This window comes from Nonomuraea sp. NPDC049400, from assembly GCF_044466425.1.
In the GTDB taxonomy this organism is placed as follows: domain Bacteria; phylum Actinomycetota; class Actinomycetes; order Streptosporangiales; family Streptosporangiaceae; genus Nonomuraea.
Genome location: NZ_JBITMP010000049.1, coordinates 67,388 through 85,234, shown reverse-complemented (window position 1 = coordinate 85,234; position 17,847 = coordinate 67,388). Strand labels below are relative to the sequence as shown.

Sequence of the window (17,847 nt, the reverse complement as noted above, 5' to 3'; positions counted from 1 at the left end):
CGCCGATGGTACTGCACTCGGGAGGGTGTGGGAGAGTAGGTCATCGCCGCACAATTCTTGTGAGAGAGGGCCACCCTTCGGGGTGGCCCTCTTTTGCGTTGGCGAGGGTCAGTCCTCCGCCCATACGAGTTCGAAGAGCTTTGGCTTCGGCGGCTTTATCTCCCGGAGCATCGTGTGATCGCCAGTTCGTATGTTCACCCGGAACGTGAGCTCCCGATGCAGATCGCCCGTACCGCATCTCAGGAGCACCTCCGAGGCGTTCAGCCATTGACTCGCGTGGCAGATGCCGGCTTTGTCAGGCAGCAGGAGGGAGAGGCGTACGTCGTGGCGGACCTTCCCGTTCGCGGTGTCGATGGTGACCAGCCGGGCGGGGCGGATGTCGGCGCCGCCCGCGGGGAAGTTTCTGGACACGACTCCCGTGGCCTGCCGCTTCCCGTCGAAGGTCAGGAGGCCGGTGGCTTGGATGACACCGAGCCGGCCCGGCAAGGGGATCTTGGTGGTGCCTGACCTGTCCATATGAGAAAACGATTTCTGGTTCTGGAACATCAACCGCTCACCCGCCCTGTCGAGGCGGATCAGGCTGGCGTCGCGCGGCAACCGCCAGATCGTCCGTCCGTCGGCCACCGTCGCGATGAAGGGGGCCGGCATGGAGTTCTCATCGTCGTCCCCGTCGTCGGCCTCGAACTCGACGTACAGCCACCGGCCGTTGTCCAGCAGCCTCGGCGAAGCGGTGAAATCCGCCATGGCCTACGCGGGCAGGCTCTCGAGTACGGGGCGTACGGTGCCGCTGACGAGGTCGCGGATGACGATCTGATGGTCGGAGGCCCGCTCGTAGGCGATGAGGCGGCCGTCGGCGCTCACGTCGACCGGGTTGCCGCCATCGGCGTCCGTGAGCTCCCAGGTCTTTCCCCCGCGGGTCACCACCCGCCAGTTGGCGCACTCCTCCTGTGGGCCTTCGGCGGCCGCGCTCTCGCAGAGGTACGCGTACGCGGCCGGCCCCTGAGAAGGGCGAGCGCGGTCGGCGGGCTGTGCCGTTCCGGCCGGGTCTCGTGGAATCAGGGCGATCAGCAGCACCGTGAGGGCCCCGGTCGCCAGGACGGAGATCGTGATTGCTCTCCTCATGTCATCCTCCCCATGGAGTTGGATGGGGCGGAGGCCGCCGAGGTTCGGCGATGCCCGGGACAGGAGCGCTACCGGCAGTCAGTAGGGTTGAGGGGTGGATTATCGTGCGGTCGAACGCGCAATCATGGAGCGCGGCGTCGAGTGGGATTTCGAGCCGACGCTCGACAGGATCGCGGCCCTGCTGGACCTGCTCGGCTCGCCGCAGCGGGCGTACCCGGTCATACACATCGCCGGCACCAACGGAAAGACGAGCACGGCGCGGCTCACCGAGGCGCTGCTCAAGGAGCGCAACCTGCGGGTGGGGCGGTTCACCAGCCCTCATCTGGTGTCGGTGCGCGAGCGGATCACCGTGGACGGGGAGCCGCTGAGCGAGGAGCGGTTCGCCGAGGTCTACGAAGAGATCATGCCGTACGTCGAGCTGACCGACAGCCAGGGGCGGCGGCGCATCCAGTTCTTCGAGTTGCTGACCGCCATGGCGTTCGCCGCGTTCGCCGACACGCCGGTCGACGTGGCCGTGATCGAGGCCGGCATGGGCGGGTCATGGGACGCGACGAACGTGGCCGACGGCACCATCTCCGTGATCACGCCCATCTCGCTGGACCACATGGACCGGCTCGGACCTGACATCCCCAGCATCGCGTCCGAGAAGGCAGGCATCATCAAGCCCGGCACGACCACCGTCCTCGCCCAGCAGGAGCTGGCCGCAGCGGAGGTGCTCATGCGGCGCGCCGCGGACGTCGGGGCCGTCGTGGCCCGTGAGGGCCTCGAGTTCGGCGTGCTCAGCCGTGAGGTGGCGATCGGCGGGCAGCTGCTCACGCTGCGCGGGCTCAAGGGCGTCTACGACGAGGTCTACCTGCCGCTCTACGGCGCGCATCAGGCGAGCAACGCCGCCTGCGCGCTGGCCGCCGTCGAGGCGCTGACCGGCGGCGACGACCCGCTCGACGTCGATCTCGTACGTCAGGCGTTCGCGCGGGCCTCCTCGCCCGGGCGGATGGAGATCGTGCGGCGCACGCCGACGGTGGTGATCGACGCGGCGCACAACCCGGGCGGCATGCAGGCGACCCTGGAAGGGCTGCACGAGGCATTCGATTTCGCCAAGGTCATCGGGATCGTCGCGGTCATGCGTGACAAGGACGTCGACGCGCTGCTCGAGCTGCTCGAGCCCGTTCTCGACGAGATCGTCGTCACGCGTAACTCCTCGCCCAGGTCGATGTCGCCGGAGGAGCTGGCGTCCCTGGCTGAGCCGCTGTTCGGCGAGGACCGCGTACACATCGTGGACCGGCTCGACGAGGCCATCGACAAGGGCATCGGCATCGCCGACGCCGAGGGCGAGTTCAGCGGCACGGGCGTGCTCATCACCGGGTCCGTCGTCACGGCGGGCGACGCGCGGCGGCTGCTCAAGGCGGATGGTCCGCGATGAGTTTCCAGGTCACTCCGGGCATGCGCAGATTGGGCGCCAGTGTGCTCGGCATGGAGGCGATCGTGGCGGGGCTGATCACGCCCGTGGCGATCACCGTGGGCGGCGTCGCGCCGGGGCTGGCCGTGACCGCCGGCATCGGTCTCGCGGTGCTGTGCGTGGTCGCGGCGGGCCTGCTGAAGAGGCCTTTCGGTTACGTTCTCGGCAGCGTCGTACAGGTGCTGGCGATCTGCACGGGGTTCCTCGTTCCGATCATGTTCTTCCTTGGCGCGATCTTCACGGCGCTGTGGATTACGGCGATTATCGTCGCTCGCCGTGTCGAGGGCGCTACTTCCCGCTAAAGTCGGCGCATGACCGTCCCCCCGATCCAGCGGTCGGCCGGCCTCAGGTCGCCGTGGCTGCTCGACGTGACGCTCGGGCTGCTCGTCGTGGCCGCGCTGCCGCTGGCCATCGTCACGATCCCCAACACGCTCTCCGTCGTCGCCAAGCTGCTGCCGGGCGACATCGACCAGGTCGGCCTGATGCGCACGCACGGGCTCGCTCTGCCCGCTCTGATGCTGACCGTGCCGCTCGCGGCCGTGGCGCTGCGGCGGGCGCCGGTCGTTCACGTGCTGCTCGGCGGGCTGGCGCTGGTGGCCCTGTCCGACGCCGCCGGTGGCTATGCGGGTTCGGAGCTCGTCGTCGGAGCGGTGCGGGTGCTGCGCGGCGTGGGCGCTGGCCTGGTCGTTCCCGCCACGCTGGCCGCGGTCTGGGCCCGCGGTTCGATGCTACGGGCGTTGTGGGTGGGCGTGTTCAGCCTGAGCCTGCTCGCGGCCCAGGCGCTGGCGCTCTGGCCGCTCGACAAGGCGAGCAGCTGGAAGGTCACGCTGCAGCCGTATCCGATGCTGACGGGGGTCGCCCTGGCGCTGGCGGGCGCGTACGTTCTCGTCTGGATTCTGCTCGGGCGGCCTGACGGACCAGGGCTCGACGACGGGGAGCGGACCCGGCTGCTGCTGGCCGCCGTGCCCGCGGCGGGCATCGCGGTCGTGGGGATCAGCACCGCGACAGAGGGATGGCGGGCCCTGCCGGTGATCCTGCTGGCGGCGCTGGCGGTCGCCGGGCTGCTGGCGCTGGCCTCGATCGGCACGGCCGAGAGCCGCACGCTGGCGTACTCGATGGTGGCGGTCGGCGTCGTGCTGCTCCCCAGCGCGGCCCAGGTGACGCTGGTGGAGATGGGCGGGCTCGGCGGGCCCGGGCTGAAGGGGCTGTGGCTTCCTTACGGCGTGGCAGGGGTGCTCGCCGTGGGCGCTTCTGTCGCGGTGCGGCGGCCGGCACGGGCCCCCGGGCGGTGGCTGGCCCCTCTGGGGCTGCTGGCGATGGTCGTGGGGCTGTGCTCGGTGCGGCTCATGGTGCCGTCCGCTGACGGGCTGGTGCTGGTCGTGCCGTTCTCGCTGCTCGCTGTGGGGGCGGCGGTGGCGCTGACCTCGGCGCTGCAGGAGGTGGGGGTCGGGGCGGCCGTGTTCGGGCTGTCGCTTGGTCTCGCGGGAGTGCTGGCGGGCTTCCTGCTCGGTACGGGTGTGCAGATGGCGATGCTGAGCGGGGTTTCTTCGGCTCAGGAACTGGTCGACAGCTTCGTCGGCGCCCTGCATTCGTGGGCCCTGGTCGGCGGCTTCCTCGTGGTCGTGGTCATCGTGCTGACCGCGGTGACCGCTCGGCGGGGTGCGAAGAATGTTCCTCATGTGCCGTGCGCCGGTCCGGGTGTGCCGGTCGTTGAGGAGGTCGATGAAGGCCAGCCTGCGGAGGCGAGTGCGCCGGAGCCGGTGCCGGTGCCGCCAGGGGGCGCCTTCGACGAGGCGGAGCGGCGGAAGGACGGCGAGGCCGATCCGGTGCCTGCCGTGCCGCCGCAGGGCCATTCGCCCGAGGATGCCGCCTCTTCCTGAGTCCCAGGTGGAACGAGGGCACCGCCTCCTCCTGAGTCCCGAAGCGGAACGAGGGTGGCTGCCTGAGTTCCTGTGCGAAACGAGGGCGCCTGCGCGGGACGGTAAGCTGAGGCCCGAGCCACGGCGACGCGTGGGCCCGTCCCCCGCGAAGCATCCACGCGGCCGGGCGGGGAGCCCGTGACCGCCACCCTCAGTCTGTTCGAAGGAGAACTCCAAGTGTCCGAGCGCACTCTTGTCCTGATCAAGCCCGACGGGGTTAAGCGCGGCCTCATCGGTGACGTGATCTCGCGCGTGGAGCGCAAGGGCCTCAAGGTCGTGGCGATGGACCTGCGCACCCTCGACGCCGACACCGCCAAGGCCCACTACGCCGAGCACTCCGAGCGGCCGTTCTTCGGCGAGCTCGTCGAGTTCATCACCTCGGGGCCGCTCGTCGCCATGGTGCTCGAGGGCCCGCGCGCCGTCGAGGCGTTCCGCGCGCTGGCCGGCGCCACCGACCCGGTCAAGTCGGCGCCCGGCACGATCCGCGGCGACCACGCGCTCGAGATCGGCGAAAACGTCGTCCACGGCTCCGACTCGCCTGAGTCGGCCGCCAGGGAGATCAAGATCTTCTTCCCTGACCGGTTCTAGGCGACCCCGGTTCCCGCTTTCGCGCCCGTGCAGCTTCCCGCTGCGCGGGCGCGCGTTTTTTGTCGGCCGCCCGCCGTATGTTGGCGGTGTCTTGGTGCGCGGGCGCTGATTCGTGGGCAAAGCTGGGCCACGGTTTTGTCGGCTGTTCTCCGTATGGTTGGCAGAGTCTGCACGTGAAGTGGGAAGAGAGATAATCGTGGGAGTGGGCGTTTTGGAGCGTTCCAGCAGGCGGTCGGGTGTTGTGGTGCAATCCGGGCAAAATTGCGGTTGAGGTAGCGGCTGGAGATTTTTGTGGGGCGCGAAGGCTCATTGCGCCCCTCGGTGGGTACGTCACGTTACGATTCGAATTCAATCCGTAGTCATTCGCGACGACGTTACGGAGGGCTCCGTTCCCCATGGGCAGCAAGCTCGCGTTTCTCGGCCGTGACATGGCGGTCGACCTGGGCACCGCCAACACGCTGGTCTACGTGCGCGGCCGGGGCATCGTCCTCAACGAGCCGTCAGTCGTAGCGATCAACACCGCCACCGGCAAGATCGTGGCGGTTGGCATCGAGGCCAAGCGGATGATCGGTCGTACGCCTGGCAACATCGTCGCCGTCCGCCCGCTCAAGGACGGCGTGATCGCTGATTTCGACGTCACCGAACGAATGCTGCGATATTTCATTCAACGGGTGCACCGGCGCCGGCATCTCGCCAAGCCGCGCATCATCATCGCCGTGCCCAGCGGCATCACCAGCGTCGAGCAGCGCGCGGTCAAGGAGGCGGGCTACCAGGCGGGTGCCAGGAAGGTCTACATCGTCGAGGAGCCGATGGCGGCCGCCATCGGGGCCGGTCTGCCGGTGCACGAGCCCACTGGAAACATGGTGGTCGACGTCGGCGGGGGCACCACCGAGGTGGCGATCATCTCGATGGGCGGCGTGGTCACCAGCCAGTCCATCAGGATCGGCGGGGACGAGCTCGACCAGGCGGTGATCACGTTCGCCAAGAAGGAGTTCTCCCTGATGCTCGGCGAGCGCACCGCCGAGGAGATCAAGATCGCCATCGGCTCGGCCTGCGCGGGCGGTGAGGAGTCGCACGCGGAGATCCGCGGGCGTGACCTGGTCAGCGGGCTGCCCAAGACCATCGTCGTGTCGAGCGAGGAGGTCAGGAAGGCGATCGAGGAGCCGGTCAACGCGATCATCGACGCCGTCAAGACCACGCTCGACAAGTGCCCGCCCGAGCTGTCCGGCGACATCATGGACCGCGGCATCGCGCTCACCGGCGGGGGCGCCCTGCTCAAGGGGCTGGACGAGCGGGTCAAGGCCGAGACGGGCATGCCTGTGCACCTCGTCGAAAACGCCCTCGACTCGGTCGCCATCGGTTCCGGCAAGTGTGCTGAGGAGTTCGAAGCGCTCCAGCAGGTCTTGGTGCCGGAGTCGCGACACTGATGAGGGACTCGCGCCGTGCCCGGCTGATCCTCGGAGGGCTGCTGATGGCGGCCCTGATCATCCTGACCGTCGACCACCGCGCCGGCGACAGCTCGCCACTGAGGCCGCTGAAGGCCGCCGCGGCCTCGGTGTTCGGCACGGCTGAGCAGCTCGGTGGCGGGCTGGTGCGGCCCGTCGGAGGGTTCGTACGCGCCATCGCGGGGGCGCCGAGCGCCCAGGAGCGCATCAACGCCCTCAAGGCGGAGAACGCCCGGCTGCGGTCCGAGCTGGTGGCCAGCAGGCTCGACGCGACCCGGTCCAAGGAGCTCAAGCAGCTGCTCGGTCTGGCGGGGACGGCCGGGTTCAAGGTGGTCCCGGCAAACGTGGTCGCCAGGCGCGGGCTGCCGGGCTTCGAGGACGCCGTCCAGATCGACGCGGGCACGAGTGACGGGATCCGGTCCGAGATGACCGTGCTCAACGGCGACGGGCTGGTCGGGCGGGTCCTGCGCGCCTCACCGCACACCTCCACGGTGGTGCTGCTGAGCGATCCCGCCTCGGCCGCCGGGGCGCGGCTGGAGGGCGGCAAGGAGATCGGTGTGGTGCACGGGGTGGGGGAGAACGGGCGGCTCGTCCAGTTCCGGCTCCTCGACTCGACGGCCTCGTTGACCAGGGGTTCGCGGATCGTCAGCTTCGGCTCACAGAACGGCAGCCCCTACGTGCCCGGCGTGCCGATCGGGGTGATCGAGCGGGTGGAGCTGACGCCGGGGGAGCTGACGCGCATCGCGTACGCCCGGCCGTACGCGGACCTGACGGCGCTCGACGTGGTCGGCGTGGTGGTGGAGGCGCCGAAGCGGGGCACCCGTGACGCGGTGCAGCCGGCCAAGGAGGGATCACGATGATCTGGAGGCGGCCCGGCTCGCGGCGCCTGCCGCCGGATGCTCCTGGTGCCGCTGCCTGGAGCTGTGGCGGCCCTCTGGGTGAGTGCAGGGGTGTGGTGGAGCGTTCCAGCGGGTTGGCGTATGCCGCCTGCGTGAGAGGGGTTGTGGCGGCGTCTGGAGGGTGCTGGGCGGCCGGGCTCGGCAGCGAGCGGTCGTCGGTGCGGGGGCACTGGAGACCGGCGGGTCCGGACCGCGCGTCCGGCTCAGGCCGTGCCTGTATGGCTGGACGGTTCATCGGGCGCCGGCAGGCGTTCCTGTGCCCCTGGGCGCAGCGTCGGCCGGCCGCGTGCGCGCCGGGGCGCCGGATGGTGCGGACTTCCCGGGAGGGGGCGCGGTGATCGGCGGGTTGTCCGTGTTGGTGGCCTTGCTGGCTCAGGTCATGCTGGTCAACCGGGTGCCCTTGCCGGGCGGGGGCGCTCCCGATCTGGTGCTGCTGGCGGTGATCGGCGCGGCGCTGGGCCGGGGGGCGCAGTACGGAGCGGTGCTCGGGTTCTGCGCCGGGTTGCTCGTCGACATCATGCCGCCGACCGCTCACCTCGTGGGGCAGTACGCGTTCGTGCTGGCGGTCACCGGCTACGTCGCCGGGCGCGGCGCGGGCGGGCCGGTGACGACCGTCGTGTTGTGCGTACTGATGGCGCCGCTGCTGGCGGCCTTCGTCGTCGGGCTCGTCTCCGATCCCCGGGTGACGATGTCGACGTTGACCGACGGGGTGCCCACCACCGTCGTCTACACACTGCTCGTTTCCCCCATCGTGATCTGGCTGACCACGCGGGGCAGGGAGGCGAGGTTCTCGACATGATCAGGATGCGGGCCAGGCTGCTGGTGTTGCACGTGCTCGTGGTGATGATGCTGGTCGTGCTGGCCGTGCGGCTCTGGCAGGTGCAGGTCGTACGCGGGCGCGAGTTCGTGACGCGGGCGACGGAGACCAGGACGCGGGCCGTGATCGTGCCGGCGGTGCGCGGGCAGATCCTCGACTCGCACGGGCGGCCGCTGGTCCGCAACAAGACCGCGCTGGTCGTGTCCGTGGACAGGACCAGGCTGACCAGAATGCCCGACGGCGGCCTCACGGTGCTGCGCAAGCTGTCGGCCGTGCTCGGCAGGCCGGTCTCGGACCTGCAGCAGCGCATCACGCCGTGCGGGCCGGGGGTGTCCAAGCCGTGCTGGACGGGGTCGCCCTACCAGCCGGTCCCGCTGGACGAGAAGGTGGACACCCGGGAGGCGCTGCAGATCCTCGAGCGGCAGGAGGAGTTTCCCGGGGTGACGGCGGAGATCCACTCCGTCAGGCAATACCCCGGCGGGCGGGCCGGGGCGCAGATGCTCGGCTACCTGCAGCCGGTCACCGAGGCCGAGCTGGAGAAGCGCGAAGGGCTGAAGGCCAGCTTCTCCGGGGTGGACCTGGCCGGGCGGGACGGCCTCGAGTACGTCTACGACGACGCGCTGCGCGGCAAGTCGGGGCTGCGCAGGGTGCAGGTCGACAGGATGGGCAAGGCGCTCGGGGTCGAGGAGCAGATCACCCCGATTCCCGGTGACCATCTGGTGACCAGCATCGACTCGCGGGTGCAGGAGGTGGTGGAGAAGGCGCTGGCCAAGGCGATGAAGTCCGCGCCGGCGGCCGACGGTGGCGCGGCGGTGGTGCTCGACGCGCGCACGGGACGGGTGGTGGCGCTGGCCAGCGCGCCCGGGTACGACCCGGCGATCTGGGCGGGCGGGATCTCGACGCGCGGATACCAGTGGCTGCTCTCGGACAAGTCCGGCATACCGCTCGTGTCGCGGGCGATCAACGGCCAGTTCGCGCCCGGTTCGACGTTCAAGATCTCGTCGGTGGCGGCGATGCTGCGCGCCGGATACCCGCTGAGCGGCACCTACGACTGCCCCGGCTCCTACATGGTGGGCGACCGCGCCTTCAACAACTTCCGCGGCATCGGACTGGGCTCGATGAGTCTGCACACCGCGCTGGTCAAGTCATGCGACACGATCTTCTACCGGGCCTCGTACGAGCAGTACCTGAAGGACGGCGGGCGCAGCCCGAAGAAGCCGACGAAGGAGGTGTTCGCCAACACCGCCAGGGCGTTCGGGTTCGGCAGCCCGACCGGGGTGGACCTGCCCGGCGAGTCCTCAGGGCGCATCCCCGACCGGGCGTGGAAGAAGGACCTGTGGAACCGGACCAACGCCGTGACCTGCGAGCGGTCCCGCAAGGGGTATCCGGAGGTCAAGGACCGGGCGCGGGCCGAGTTTCTCAAGCGGCTGGCGCTGGAGAACTGCACCGAGGGATTCCTGCTGCGCCCGGGTGACTCGGCCAACTTCTCCATCGGCCAAGGCGACGTGCTGGTGACGCCGATGCAGCTCGCCCGGGCGTACATGGCGCTGGTGAGCGACGGGAAGGTGCGCAGCCCGCGCATCGGGTGGGCGCAGGTGCGGCCCGACGGCACGGTGGTCAAGACCATCCCCGTGCCGGTGGTGGGCAAGCTGCCGATCTCCGAGAAGGAGCGTCTCTACATCAAGAACGCGCTGAGCGACGTCCCCGCCGACGGCACCGCGGCGGGAGCCTTTGCCGGGTTCCCGATGAACAAGGTGCGCATCGGCGGCAAGACCGGCACCGCGGAGGTGTGGGGCAAGAAGGACACCTCGTGGTTCGCCTCGTTCGCGCCGACGAAGAACCCGCAGTACGTGGTCGTGGTCATGGTCTCGCAGGGCGGGATGGGGGCGCAGACGGCGGCGCCTGCCGTGCGGGAGATCTATGAGGGGATTTACGGCATCAAGCGGCCCCCGGCCGTGCCCGGTGGGAAGCTCACGACGAGACTGCCCCGGTTCTCGCCCGACGGAACGGTGGCCGGAGAATGAGCGCTCCTGCCTTGACGACGGGCTTCCCCAGCGGTGGCCGAGCGGTGGCCGTGGGGGGCCGTGAAGGGGGCTCGGAGGCAGGCGATCGTGGCCGCGGCCGGCGGATGGCGGGCCGTGGGGCGGCCTGGCACTTGCCTGGACGCGGGGTTGGCCGGTGGGTGGCCTGGCGGTTGCCTGGGCGTGGGGTTGGCCGGTGGGTGGCGGGGTGCGTGGCCGGATGGGTGATCGGGTGCGCGGTCGGCTGGCTGGTCGGCCGGACGGCTGATGGGACAGGGGGCCGGGGGTGATCGATCGTATGGCGGCCGTCCGGCGGCCCTCGCTGCTGCGGCGGGTGACCGCTGACAACTCGACGGTGCGCAGGCTCGACGGGCTGATGCTGGTCGCGGTGGCCGGGCTTTGCGTGATCGGCACGCTGCTGGTCTGGTCGTCCACCAGGACCTGGGCGCCGGGATCCACGGGCCTGGTCAAGAAGCACATGTTCAACGAGGTCATCGGGGTGGTGCTGTGCGCGGTCGTGGCGATGGTCGATCATCGGGCGATGCGGGCGTACGCGCCGCTGGTGTACGTGATGTCGCTGATCGGGCTGGGCCTGGTGATCACGCCGTTGGGTGCGACGATCAACGGGTCGCACTCGTGGATCCTGCTCGGCGGGGGGTTCGCGGTGCAGCCGTCCGAGTTCGCCAAGGTCGGGCTGCTGCTGATCATCGCGATGCTGCTGGCGCAGCCAGCCGAGGGCAGCGATCGGCCACGGGGGTTGGACGTGTGGCTGGCGCTCATCGCCGCGATGGTCACGATGGGGCTGGTGATGCTCCAGCCCGACCTCGGGACGGCGCTGGTGCTGGCGGTGATCACGGCCGCCGGGCTGATCATCGGAGGAGTGCGCAAGCGGTGGATCGCGGCGCTGTCGGTGGTGGCGGCGGCCGGGGTGTTCTCGGTGTTCTACTTCCAGTTGCTCGAGCCCTACCAGGTGGCGCGGTTCACGGCGTTCGTCGATCCGAGCGTCGATCCGCGCGGTGTCGGCTACAACAGCACGCAGTCGATGATCGCGATCGGCTCCGGGCAGCTCCTGGGCAAGGGCCTGCTGGGCGGCGGGCAGACGACCGGCAGGTTCGTGCCCGAGCAGCACACCGACTTCATCTTCACGGTGGCGGGGGAGGAGTTCGGGTTCCTCGGGTCCGTGACGGTCGTGCTGCTGCTCGGGGTCGTGCTGCTGCGCGGGCTGAAGATCGCCAGGCAGTGCGATGACAGGTTCGGGACGCTGGTCGCGGGGATGATCGTGTGCTGGTTCGCGTTCCAGACGTTCATCAATGTGGGGATGACGATCGGGATCATGCCCATCACGGGGCTGCCGCTGCCGTTCGTCTCGTATGGCGGCACCGCCACGTTCGCGAACCTGATTGCGATCGGGCTTCTCCAAGCCATCAGGGTGCGAAGACAGTCGTTCAATTAGCGACATGTTCTTGCTCAGCGGAAACGACATCGATGTCCCCGGACCCGCCACCGTCTGAGATCCCCGGACCTGTCACCGTCTGAGCGCCGCTACCCTGGACGGTATGCCTGTCGAGTCGATATTCCACCGCCTGGAAGCGCTGCTGCCGAAGGTGCAGAAGCCCATCCAGTACGTCGGAGGTGAGCTCAACTCGACCGTCAAGGACTGGGACTCCGCCGACGTGCGGTGGGCGCTGATGTACCCGGACGCCTACGAGGTCGGGCTGCCCAACCAGGGTGTGGCGATCCTCTACGAGATCCTCAACGAGCTGCCCGGCACGCTGGCCGAGCGCACCTACGCGGTCTGGCCGGATCTTGAGGCGCTCATGCGGGCCGAGGGCGTCCCGCAGTTCACCGTCGACGCGCACCGGCCGGTGCGCGCCTTCGACGTGCTCGGGGTGTCGTTCTCGACCGAGCTCGGCTACACCAACATGCTGACCGCGCTCGACCTGGCGGGCATTCCGCTGCTCGCCGCGGAGCGGGGCGAGGACGACCCGATCGTGCTCGCCGGCGGCCACGCGGCCTTCAACCCCGAGCCGATCGCCGACTTCCTCGACGCGGCCGTGCTCGGCGACGGCGAGCAGATCTCCATCGCGATCAGCGAGGTCATCCGCGAGTGGAAGGCCGAGGGTAAGCCGGGCGGCCGCGACGAGCTGCTGATGCGGCTCGCCGAGTCCGGCGGGGTTTATATCCCGAAGTTCTACGATGTCGACTACCACCCGGACGGTCGCATCAAGCGCGTCGCACCCAACAAGGCCGACGTGCCGTGGCGGGTGCACAAGCACACCGTGATGGACCTCGACGAGTGGCCCTACCCGAAGAAGCCGCTGGTCCCGCTGGCCGAGACGGTGCACGAGCGGTTCAGCGTGGAGATCTTCCGCGGCTGCACCCGAGGCTGCCGGTTCTGCCAGGCCGGCATGATCACGCGTCCGGTGCGGGAGCGCTCGATCACCACGATCGGGGCCATGGTCGAAAACGGCATCAAGGAGTCCGGCTTCAACGAGGTCGGCCTGTTGTCGCTGTCGTCGGCCGACCACTCCGAGATCGGCGACGTCGCCAAGGGCCTGGCCGACCGCTACGAAGGCACCAACACCTCGCTGTCGCTGCCGTCGACCAGGGTTGACGCGTTCAACATCGACCTGGCCAACGAGTTCTCCAGGAACGGCAGGCGTTCGGGCCTGACGTTCGCGCCCGAGGGCGGCTCCGAGCGCATGCGCAAGGTGATCAACAAGATGGTCACCGAGGAAGACCTGATCCGCACCGTCACCACGGCCTACTCGCAGGGGTGGCGCCAGGTCAAGCTCTACTTCATGTGCGGGCTGCCCACCGAGATGGACGAGGACGTGCTCGGCATCGCCGACCTGGCCAAGAAGGTCATCAAGGCGGGCCGCGAGGCGACCGGCAGCCGCGACATCCGCTGCACGGTCTCGATCGGCGGTTTCGTGCCGAAGCCGCACACGCCGTTCCAGTGGGCGGGTCAGGCCGACCACGAGACCGTCGACCGGCGGCTCAAGGCGCTGCGTGAGGCGCTCAGAGGTGACAAGGAGTACGGCAGGGCCATCGGCTACCGCTACCACGACGGCAAGCCCTCGATCGTGGAGGGCCTGCTCTCGCGCGGCGACCGCCGGGTCGGCGCCGTGATCCGCGCCGTCTGGGAGGACGGCGGCAGGTTCGACGGCTGGAGCGAGCACTTCTCCTACGAGCGCTGGATGGCGGCGGCCGAGAAGGCCGGCGTCGACGTCGACTGGTACACCACGCGTGAGCGGGAGGAGAACGAGGTCCTGCCGTGGGACCACCTCGACGCCGGGCTCGACCGCGAATGGCTCTGGCAGGACTGGCAGGAGGCCGTTTCCGGCGGTGAGGTCGAAGACTGCCGCTGGACCCCGTGCTACGACTGCGGCGTCTGCCCGACCATGGGCACGGAAATTCAAATCGGTCCCACAGGGCGGAAACTCCTTCCTCTGACGGTGGTCTAGCGCGCTCAGTGGGCAGCCCGTGCCTCGGCGTACACGTACACGCACCGGGGCGGCTTATCCTGAGACGAAAGAACTCTTACAAGGGAAGGACGACAAGCTCTGAAACCTGTTCCCGAAGGGCCTCCGCCCGCGCCCACGGTGCAGCGCCTTCGCGTGCGCTACGCCAAGCGCGGCCGCCTGCGCTTCACCAGCCACCGCGACATCTCGCGGGCCGTTGAGAGAGCGGTCCGCCGTGCCGGCATTCCGGTGGCCTACAGCGCGGGCTTCTCGCCCCACCCGAAGATCTCCTACGCGGGCGCGGCGCCGACCGGTGTCGCCAGCGAAGCCGAATACCTCGAGATCGGCGTCACGACGCCATGCGACCCCGAGCAGGTCAAGCGGGGCCTCGATGCGTCGCTGCCGCCTGGGCTCGACGTGCTCGACGTTGTGGAGGCGGGTCCGGGGGCGCTGGCCGACCGCTTGGAGGTCTCCGAGTGGGAGGTGTGGCTGCCCGGTGCCGATCGCGAGCTCGCCGAGGTGGCGGCGGACAAGTTCCTCGCGGAGGGCACCGTGGAGGTCGAGCGCCTCACCAAGAAGGGTCTGCGCCGCTTCGACGCGCGCGAGGCCGTCCTGGGGCTCACGGTGTCCGAGGGAACAGACAGAATCGCAGCTCAGGTGCATGGAGAACCGTGTGTCATACTGCGCATGGTTGTTCGGCACATGACGCCTGCCGTTCGACCCGACGATGTGCTCACAGGGCTGCGCCTTGTGGCCGACTTCGCGCCGCCGGTTCCCCCCGAGGTGACCAGGCTGGCGCAGGGGCCGCTCGACGTCAGCACCGGTGCGCTTGCCGACCCGCTCGACCTGGACCGCGATATGACGCGCGGCGGCGAGGCGGGACCGGCGGGTGAGCACGTCGCCGGTTAAGGAGGTGCCCTGCGCGAGCGGGGCACGACCGCTGACAGGACTTGGCGTCGGCGCCCCTTCATCGGGGGTGCCGGCGGACAACGAGACACGAGGGCTCCTGCGCGGCGCGGCGACGCGCCCGGGAGCTGACGGGAGAGCGCCCGCATGCTCGAGAACGAGCCCAACGCCGGGGCCATTGGCCCTGACGGGGAGACAACTGAACAGCCCGAGGTGACCCCACGTCGCCGCTCCGCCAGCCGCCCCGCGGGTCCCCCGCCGGAGCTGCCCGAGGAGCCGGCCTCCGTTCCGGTCACCGTCACCGCCGCGCAGACCGCGCCGTCCGTGGCGGATGTGCAAGCGGTGCAGACCAAGGCCGTGCAACGCGCGGCGGGGGAGCCTGCGCCCGAGCTTCTCGCCGCCGACGCCGGTGCCGGTGCCGGTACAGCGCCCGCTGGTACGGCTCCCGCTGGTACGGCTCCCGCCGGTGTGGCGGAAGCCGATGGCGGCGTCGTTTCCGGTGCGGTTGATGCCGGTGCGCCTGCCGCCACCGAGAGCCCGGTCGAGGCGGCCGTGGCGGAGGCGGCCGCCGACGCGGTTGCCGACAAGCCCAAGCGAGCCACGCGGACCCGGTCCACCGCCACGACTACGCGGCGCCGTACCACGACGAAGAAGGCCGAGGCGGAAGCCGCGGGAGCGTCCCAGGAGGGCGAGACGCCCGCCGAGCCCGCCGAGCCCGTGAAGCGGCGCAGGACCCGCAAGAAGGTGGAGCCGGAAGAGGCCGTGGCGCCTGTCGAGCCCGCCGAGGCCGTGGCCGGCGTCGGTGACGGTGCCGCAGGAGCGGTGACCGCCAAGGAAGGCGCCGAGATCCCGGCCGCCGAGGTCGTGACCGCGCCCGAGGCGGCGCGCGCCGCTGACGTCGAGGCCGAGCCGGGTGGCGAGGATGAGGACATCCTGGAGGCCCTGCCCGAGGACGAGCCGCTCGACGACGAGCCCGCGGGCGAGGACCTCGACGAGGACTCCGTGCGCCCGAGCCTGCTCGCCGACCCGTTCGGGCTGACCGCGCGCACGCAGGATGAGCCCGGCACCATGTTCCAGCGGCCGGCGGCGATCTTCGCGCCGCTGTTCCAGGCACCCGATCCCAGCAAGGCCAAACCTGCCGCCACCCGGCGGGCCGAGCCGCCGCAGCCCGCGCCCGAGCCCGAGGAGATCGAGGAGCCGGTCGACGAGTCCGTGACCGAGGACGAGGCCGACGTCGACACCTCCGACGAGCAGGAGGAGGAAGGCGCCGGTCGGCGCCGGCGCCGCAGGCGCGGTGGCCGGGGCCGCGGCAAGTCGCGCGAGCGTGACGAGGCCGAGGACGGCGAGGAGCCGGAAGAGGAGGCCGAGGAGGAACCGGCCGAGGAGAGCGCCCAGGACGAGGATGCCTCGACCTCGCGCCGCCGCCGTCGTCGCCGCCGCCGGGGTTCGGACGCGGACACGGAGCCGTCCAGCGACGACCCGCCGAACACGGTGGTCCGCATCCGCGCGCCGCGCGCCGGCCGTACGACGTCTCTCGACACCGCGACGGACGGCGTGCAGAGCGTGCGTGGATCCACCCGGCTGGAGGCCAAGAAGCAGCGCCGCCGCGAGGGGCGCGAGCTGGGGCGCAGGCGCCCGCCGATCATCACGGAGTCGGAGTTCCTGGCCCGCCGCGAGTCCGTCGACCGGATGATGGTCGTGCGCCGCCAGGGCGACCGCACGCAGATCGCGGTCCTCGAGGACGGCGTGCTCGTCGAGCACTACGTCAACCGCGAGGCCAGCCAGTCCTACGTCGGCAACGTCTACCTCGGCAAGGTCCAGAACGTGCTGCCCTCGATGGAGGCGGCGTTCGTGGACATCGGCAAGGGCAGGAACGCCGTCCTGTACGCCGGCGAGGTCAACTTCGACACCGCCGGGCTGGAGGGCCAGCCCAAGCGCATCGAGTCGGCGCTGAAGTCGGGCCAGTCGGTGCTCGTGCAGGTCACGAAGGACCCGATCGGCCACAAGGGCGCCCGGCTCACGTCGCAGATCAGCCTGCCCGGGCGTTACCTGGTCTACGTGCCCGACGGGTCGATGACCGGCATCAGCCGCAAGCTGCCCGACAAGGAGCGCACGCGGCTCAAGAGCATCCTGAAGAAGGTCATGCCGGAGAACGCGGGCGTGATCGTGCGTACCGCCGCCGAGGGCGCCTCCGAGGACGAGCTGGCCCGTGACGTGGCCCGGCTGTCCGCGCAGTGGGAGAACATCCAGAAGAAGGCCAAGTCGGCGAGCCCGCCCGAGCTGCTGTCCGCCGAGCCCGACCTGACGATCAGGGTCGTGCGCGACGTCTTCAACGAAGACTTCACCTCGCTGGTCGTGCAGGGCGACGACGCCTGGGACACGGTGGACGATTACGTCAAGTACGTCGCGCCGCACCTGGCCGAGCGCCTGTCGAAGTGGGACGGCGGCGACCAGGGCGACGTGTTCGAGTCGTACCGGATCGACGAGCAACTCGGCAAGGCGCTCGACCGCAAGGTGTGGCTGCCCAGCGGCGGCTCGCTGGTGATCGACCGTACGGAGGCCATGACCGTGGTCGACGTCAACACCGGCAAGTTCACCGGTCAGGGCGGCAACCTCGAGGAGACCGTCACCAGGAACAACCTCGAGGCGGCCGAGGAGATCGTGCGCCAGCTCAGGCTGCGCGACATCGGCGGCATCATCGTCATCGACTTCATCGACATGGTGCTGGAGTCCAACCGCGACCTGGTGCTTCGGCGGCTGCTGGAGTGCCTGGCCCGCGACAGGACCAAGCACCAGGTGGCCGAGGTGACCTCGCTGGGTCTGGTCCAGATGACGCGTAAGCGGGTCGGTCAGGGGCTGCTTGAGGCGTTCTCGACGCCGTGTGAGTGCTGCAACGGCCGCGGTCTGCTCGTCTCCACAGAGCCGGTCGAGGCCAAGCCGGAGCCGCGCGGCACGCAGGGGAAGATGGCCATCGAGAAGGCGGTCTCCGACAAGGTGTCCGCGGCCAAGGACACCTCCGGCCGTGATACCGTGACCGGTGCGCTTGAAGACGTCCCTGCTGAGGACGACCAGGCCAGCCAGACTTCCGGCAGAGGGCGGCGACGCTCCCGCCGAGCCAAGTCTGCCGAGTAGCCTCGGCGGGCTTCCGACGTTCCGTCCGGTTCGCCTAGGGACCACTGATCCGGTACCCTAGACAATCGGTGCGTCAGG

Annotated in this window: 14 protein-coding genes; 12 read left to right on the top strand and 2 right to left on the bottom strand. The window is 70.0% G+C overall.

Annotated elements, in window-relative coordinates:
• Positions 1-108: 108 nt before the first annotated feature.
• Both ACIBVN_RS47580 and ACIBVN_RS47575 read right to left on the bottom strand, forming a co-directional pair.
• Positions 109-744 carry a hypothetical protein gene (locus tag ACIBVN_RS47580; protein WP_397147219.1) on the bottom strand — a complete coding sequence of 212 codons (636 nt, stop codon included), beginning with the start codon at positions 742-744 and terminating at the stop codon, positions 109-111.
• A gap of 3 nt (positions 745-747) precedes the next feature.
• Complete coding sequence (locus tag ACIBVN_RS47575; RefSeq protein ID WP_397147217.1) at positions 748-1,122, bottom strand: hypothetical protein; 375 nt, start codon at positions 1,120-1,122, stop codon at positions 748-750.
• A gap of 124 nt (positions 1,123-1,246) precedes the next feature.
• Here ACIBVN_RS47575 and ACIBVN_RS47570 point away from each other — a divergent pair, with 124 nt between their 5' ends.
• The 12 genes from ACIBVN_RS47570 to ACIBVN_RS47515 all read left to right on the top strand — a co-directional run bounded on the left by ACIBVN_RS47570 (position 1,247) and on the right by ACIBVN_RS47515 (position 17,769).
• Positions 1,247-2,542 carry a bifunctional folylpolyglutamate synthase/dihydrofolate synthase gene (locus ACIBVN_RS47570; protein ID WP_397147223.1) on the top strand — a complete coding sequence of 432 codons (1,296 nt, stop codon included), beginning with the start codon at positions 1,247-1,249 and terminating at the stop codon, positions 2,540-2,542.
• Positions 2,539-2,880 (top strand): DUF4233 domain-containing protein, encoded by a 342-nt coding sequence (locus ACIBVN_RS47565; protein WP_349451925.1) that lies wholly within the window; start codon positions 2,539-2,541, stop codon positions 2,878-2,880. Before ACIBVN_RS47570 ends, ACIBVN_RS47565 begins: the two co-directional genes overlap by 4 nt.
• A gap of 9 nt (positions 2,881-2,889) precedes the next feature.
• A complete protein-coding gene (locus tag ACIBVN_RS47560) occupies positions 2,890-4,458 on the top strand; it encodes a hypothetical protein (protein ID WP_397147215.1) in 1,569 nt (522 codons plus the stop codon).
• Positions 4,459-4,674: 216 nt separating this feature from the next.
• The gene (gene ndk / locus ACIBVN_RS47555) at positions 4,675-5,085 is read left to right on the top strand and encodes a nucleoside-diphosphate kinase (protein WP_349451923.1); all 411 of its coding nucleotides are present in this window, start codon (positions 4,675-4,677) and stop codon (positions 5,083-5,085) included.
• A 395-nt stretch (positions 5,086-5,480) separates the two neighbouring features.
• Complete coding sequence (locus ACIBVN_RS47550) at positions 5,481-6,512, top strand: rod shape-determining protein (RefSeq protein WP_349451922.1); 1,032 nt, start codon at positions 5,481-5,483, stop codon at positions 6,510-6,512.
• Positions 6,512-7,390 carry a rod shape-determining protein MreC gene (mreC, locus tag ACIBVN_RS47545; protein ID WP_397147212.1) on the top strand — a complete coding sequence of 293 codons (879 nt, stop codon included), beginning with the start codon at positions 6,512-6,514 and terminating at the stop codon, positions 7,388-7,390. Before ACIBVN_RS47550 ends, mreC begins: the two co-directional genes overlap by 1 nt.
• Before the next feature lie 295 nt (positions 7,391-7,685).
• Positions 7,686-8,228 carry a rod shape-determining protein MreD gene (gene mreD, locus ACIBVN_RS47540; RefSeq protein ID WP_397147210.1) on the top strand — a complete coding sequence of 181 codons (543 nt, stop codon included), beginning with the start codon at positions 7,686-7,688 and terminating at the stop codon, positions 8,226-8,228.
• A complete protein-coding gene (gene mrdA, locus ACIBVN_RS47535; RefSeq protein WP_397147208.1) occupies positions 8,225-10,270 on the top strand; it encodes a penicillin-binding protein 2 in 2,046 nt (681 codons plus the stop codon). Before mreD ends, mrdA begins: the two co-directional genes overlap by 4 nt.
• Positions 10,271-10,553: 283 nt before the next feature.
• Positions 10,554-11,720, top strand: coding sequence for a rod shape-determining protein RodA (gene rodA / locus ACIBVN_RS47530; protein WP_397147206.1), 1,167 nt, complete (start codon positions 10,554-10,556; stop codon positions 11,718-11,720).
• 103 nt (positions 11,721-11,823) lie between these two features.
• Entirely contained in the window at positions 11,824-13,734 is a 1,911-nt protein-coding gene (locus ACIBVN_RS47525; RefSeq protein ID WP_397147204.1) for a TIGR03960 family B12-binding radical SAM protein, read from the top strand.
• 153 nt (positions 13,735-13,887) lie between these two features.
• Positions 13,888-14,640: a TIGR03936 family radical SAM-associated protein gene (locus ACIBVN_RS47520; protein ID WP_397147202.1), complete on the top strand. Its 753-nt coding sequence runs from the start codon at positions 13,888-13,890 to the stop codon at positions 14,638-14,640.
• A 144-nt stretch (positions 14,641-14,784) separates the two neighbouring features.
• Entirely contained in the window at positions 14,785-17,769 is a 2,985-nt protein-coding gene (locus tag ACIBVN_RS47515) for a ribonuclease E/G (RefSeq protein ID WP_397147200.1), read from the top strand.
• The last annotated feature ends 78 nt before the right edge of the window (positions 17,770-17,847 follow it).

Excerpts from the sequence above, each read along its gene's own strand:
- ACIBVN_RS47550 (WP_349451922.1), top strand. The coding sequence starts at position 5,481 with ATGGGCAGCAAGCTCGCGTTTCTCGGCCGTGACATGGCGGTCGACCTG.
- ACIBVN_RS47565 (WP_349451925.1), top strand. The coding sequence starts at position 2,539 with ATGAGTTTCCAGGTCACTCCGGGCATGCGCAGATTGGGCGCCAGTGTG.
- ACIBVN_RS47570 (WP_397147223.1), top strand. The coding sequence starts at position 1,247 with ATGGAGCGCGGCGTCGAGTGGGATTTCGAGCCGACGCTCGACAGGATC.
- mrdA (WP_397147208.1), top strand. The coding sequence starts at position 8,225 with ATGATCAGGATGCGGGCCAGGCTGCTGGTGTTGCACGTGCTCGTGGTG.
- ACIBVN_RS47560 (WP_397147215.1), top strand. The coding sequence starts at position 2,890 with ATGACCGTCCCCCCGATCCAGCGGTCGGCCGGCCTCAGGTCGCCGTGG.
- ACIBVN_RS47515 (WP_397147200.1), top strand. The coding sequence starts at position 14,785 with ATGCTCGAGAACGAGCCCAACGCCGGGGCCATTGGCCCTGACGGGGAG.
- ACIBVN_RS47525 (WP_397147204.1), top strand. The coding sequence starts at position 11,824 with ATGCCTGTCGAGTCGATATTCCACCGCCTGGAAGCGCTGCTGCCGAAG.
- ACIBVN_RS47580 (WP_397147219.1), bottom strand. The coding sequence starts at position 744 with ATGGCGGATTTCACCGCTTCGCCGAGGCTGCTGGACAACGGCCGGTGG.
- ACIBVN_RS47575 (WP_397147217.1), bottom strand. The coding sequence starts at position 1,122 with ATGAGGAGAGCAATCACGATCTCCGTCCTGGCGACCGGGGCCCTCACG.
- mreC (WP_397147212.1), top strand. The coding sequence starts at position 6,512 with ATGAGGGACTCGCGCCGTGCCCGGCTGATCCTCGGAGGGCTGCTGATG.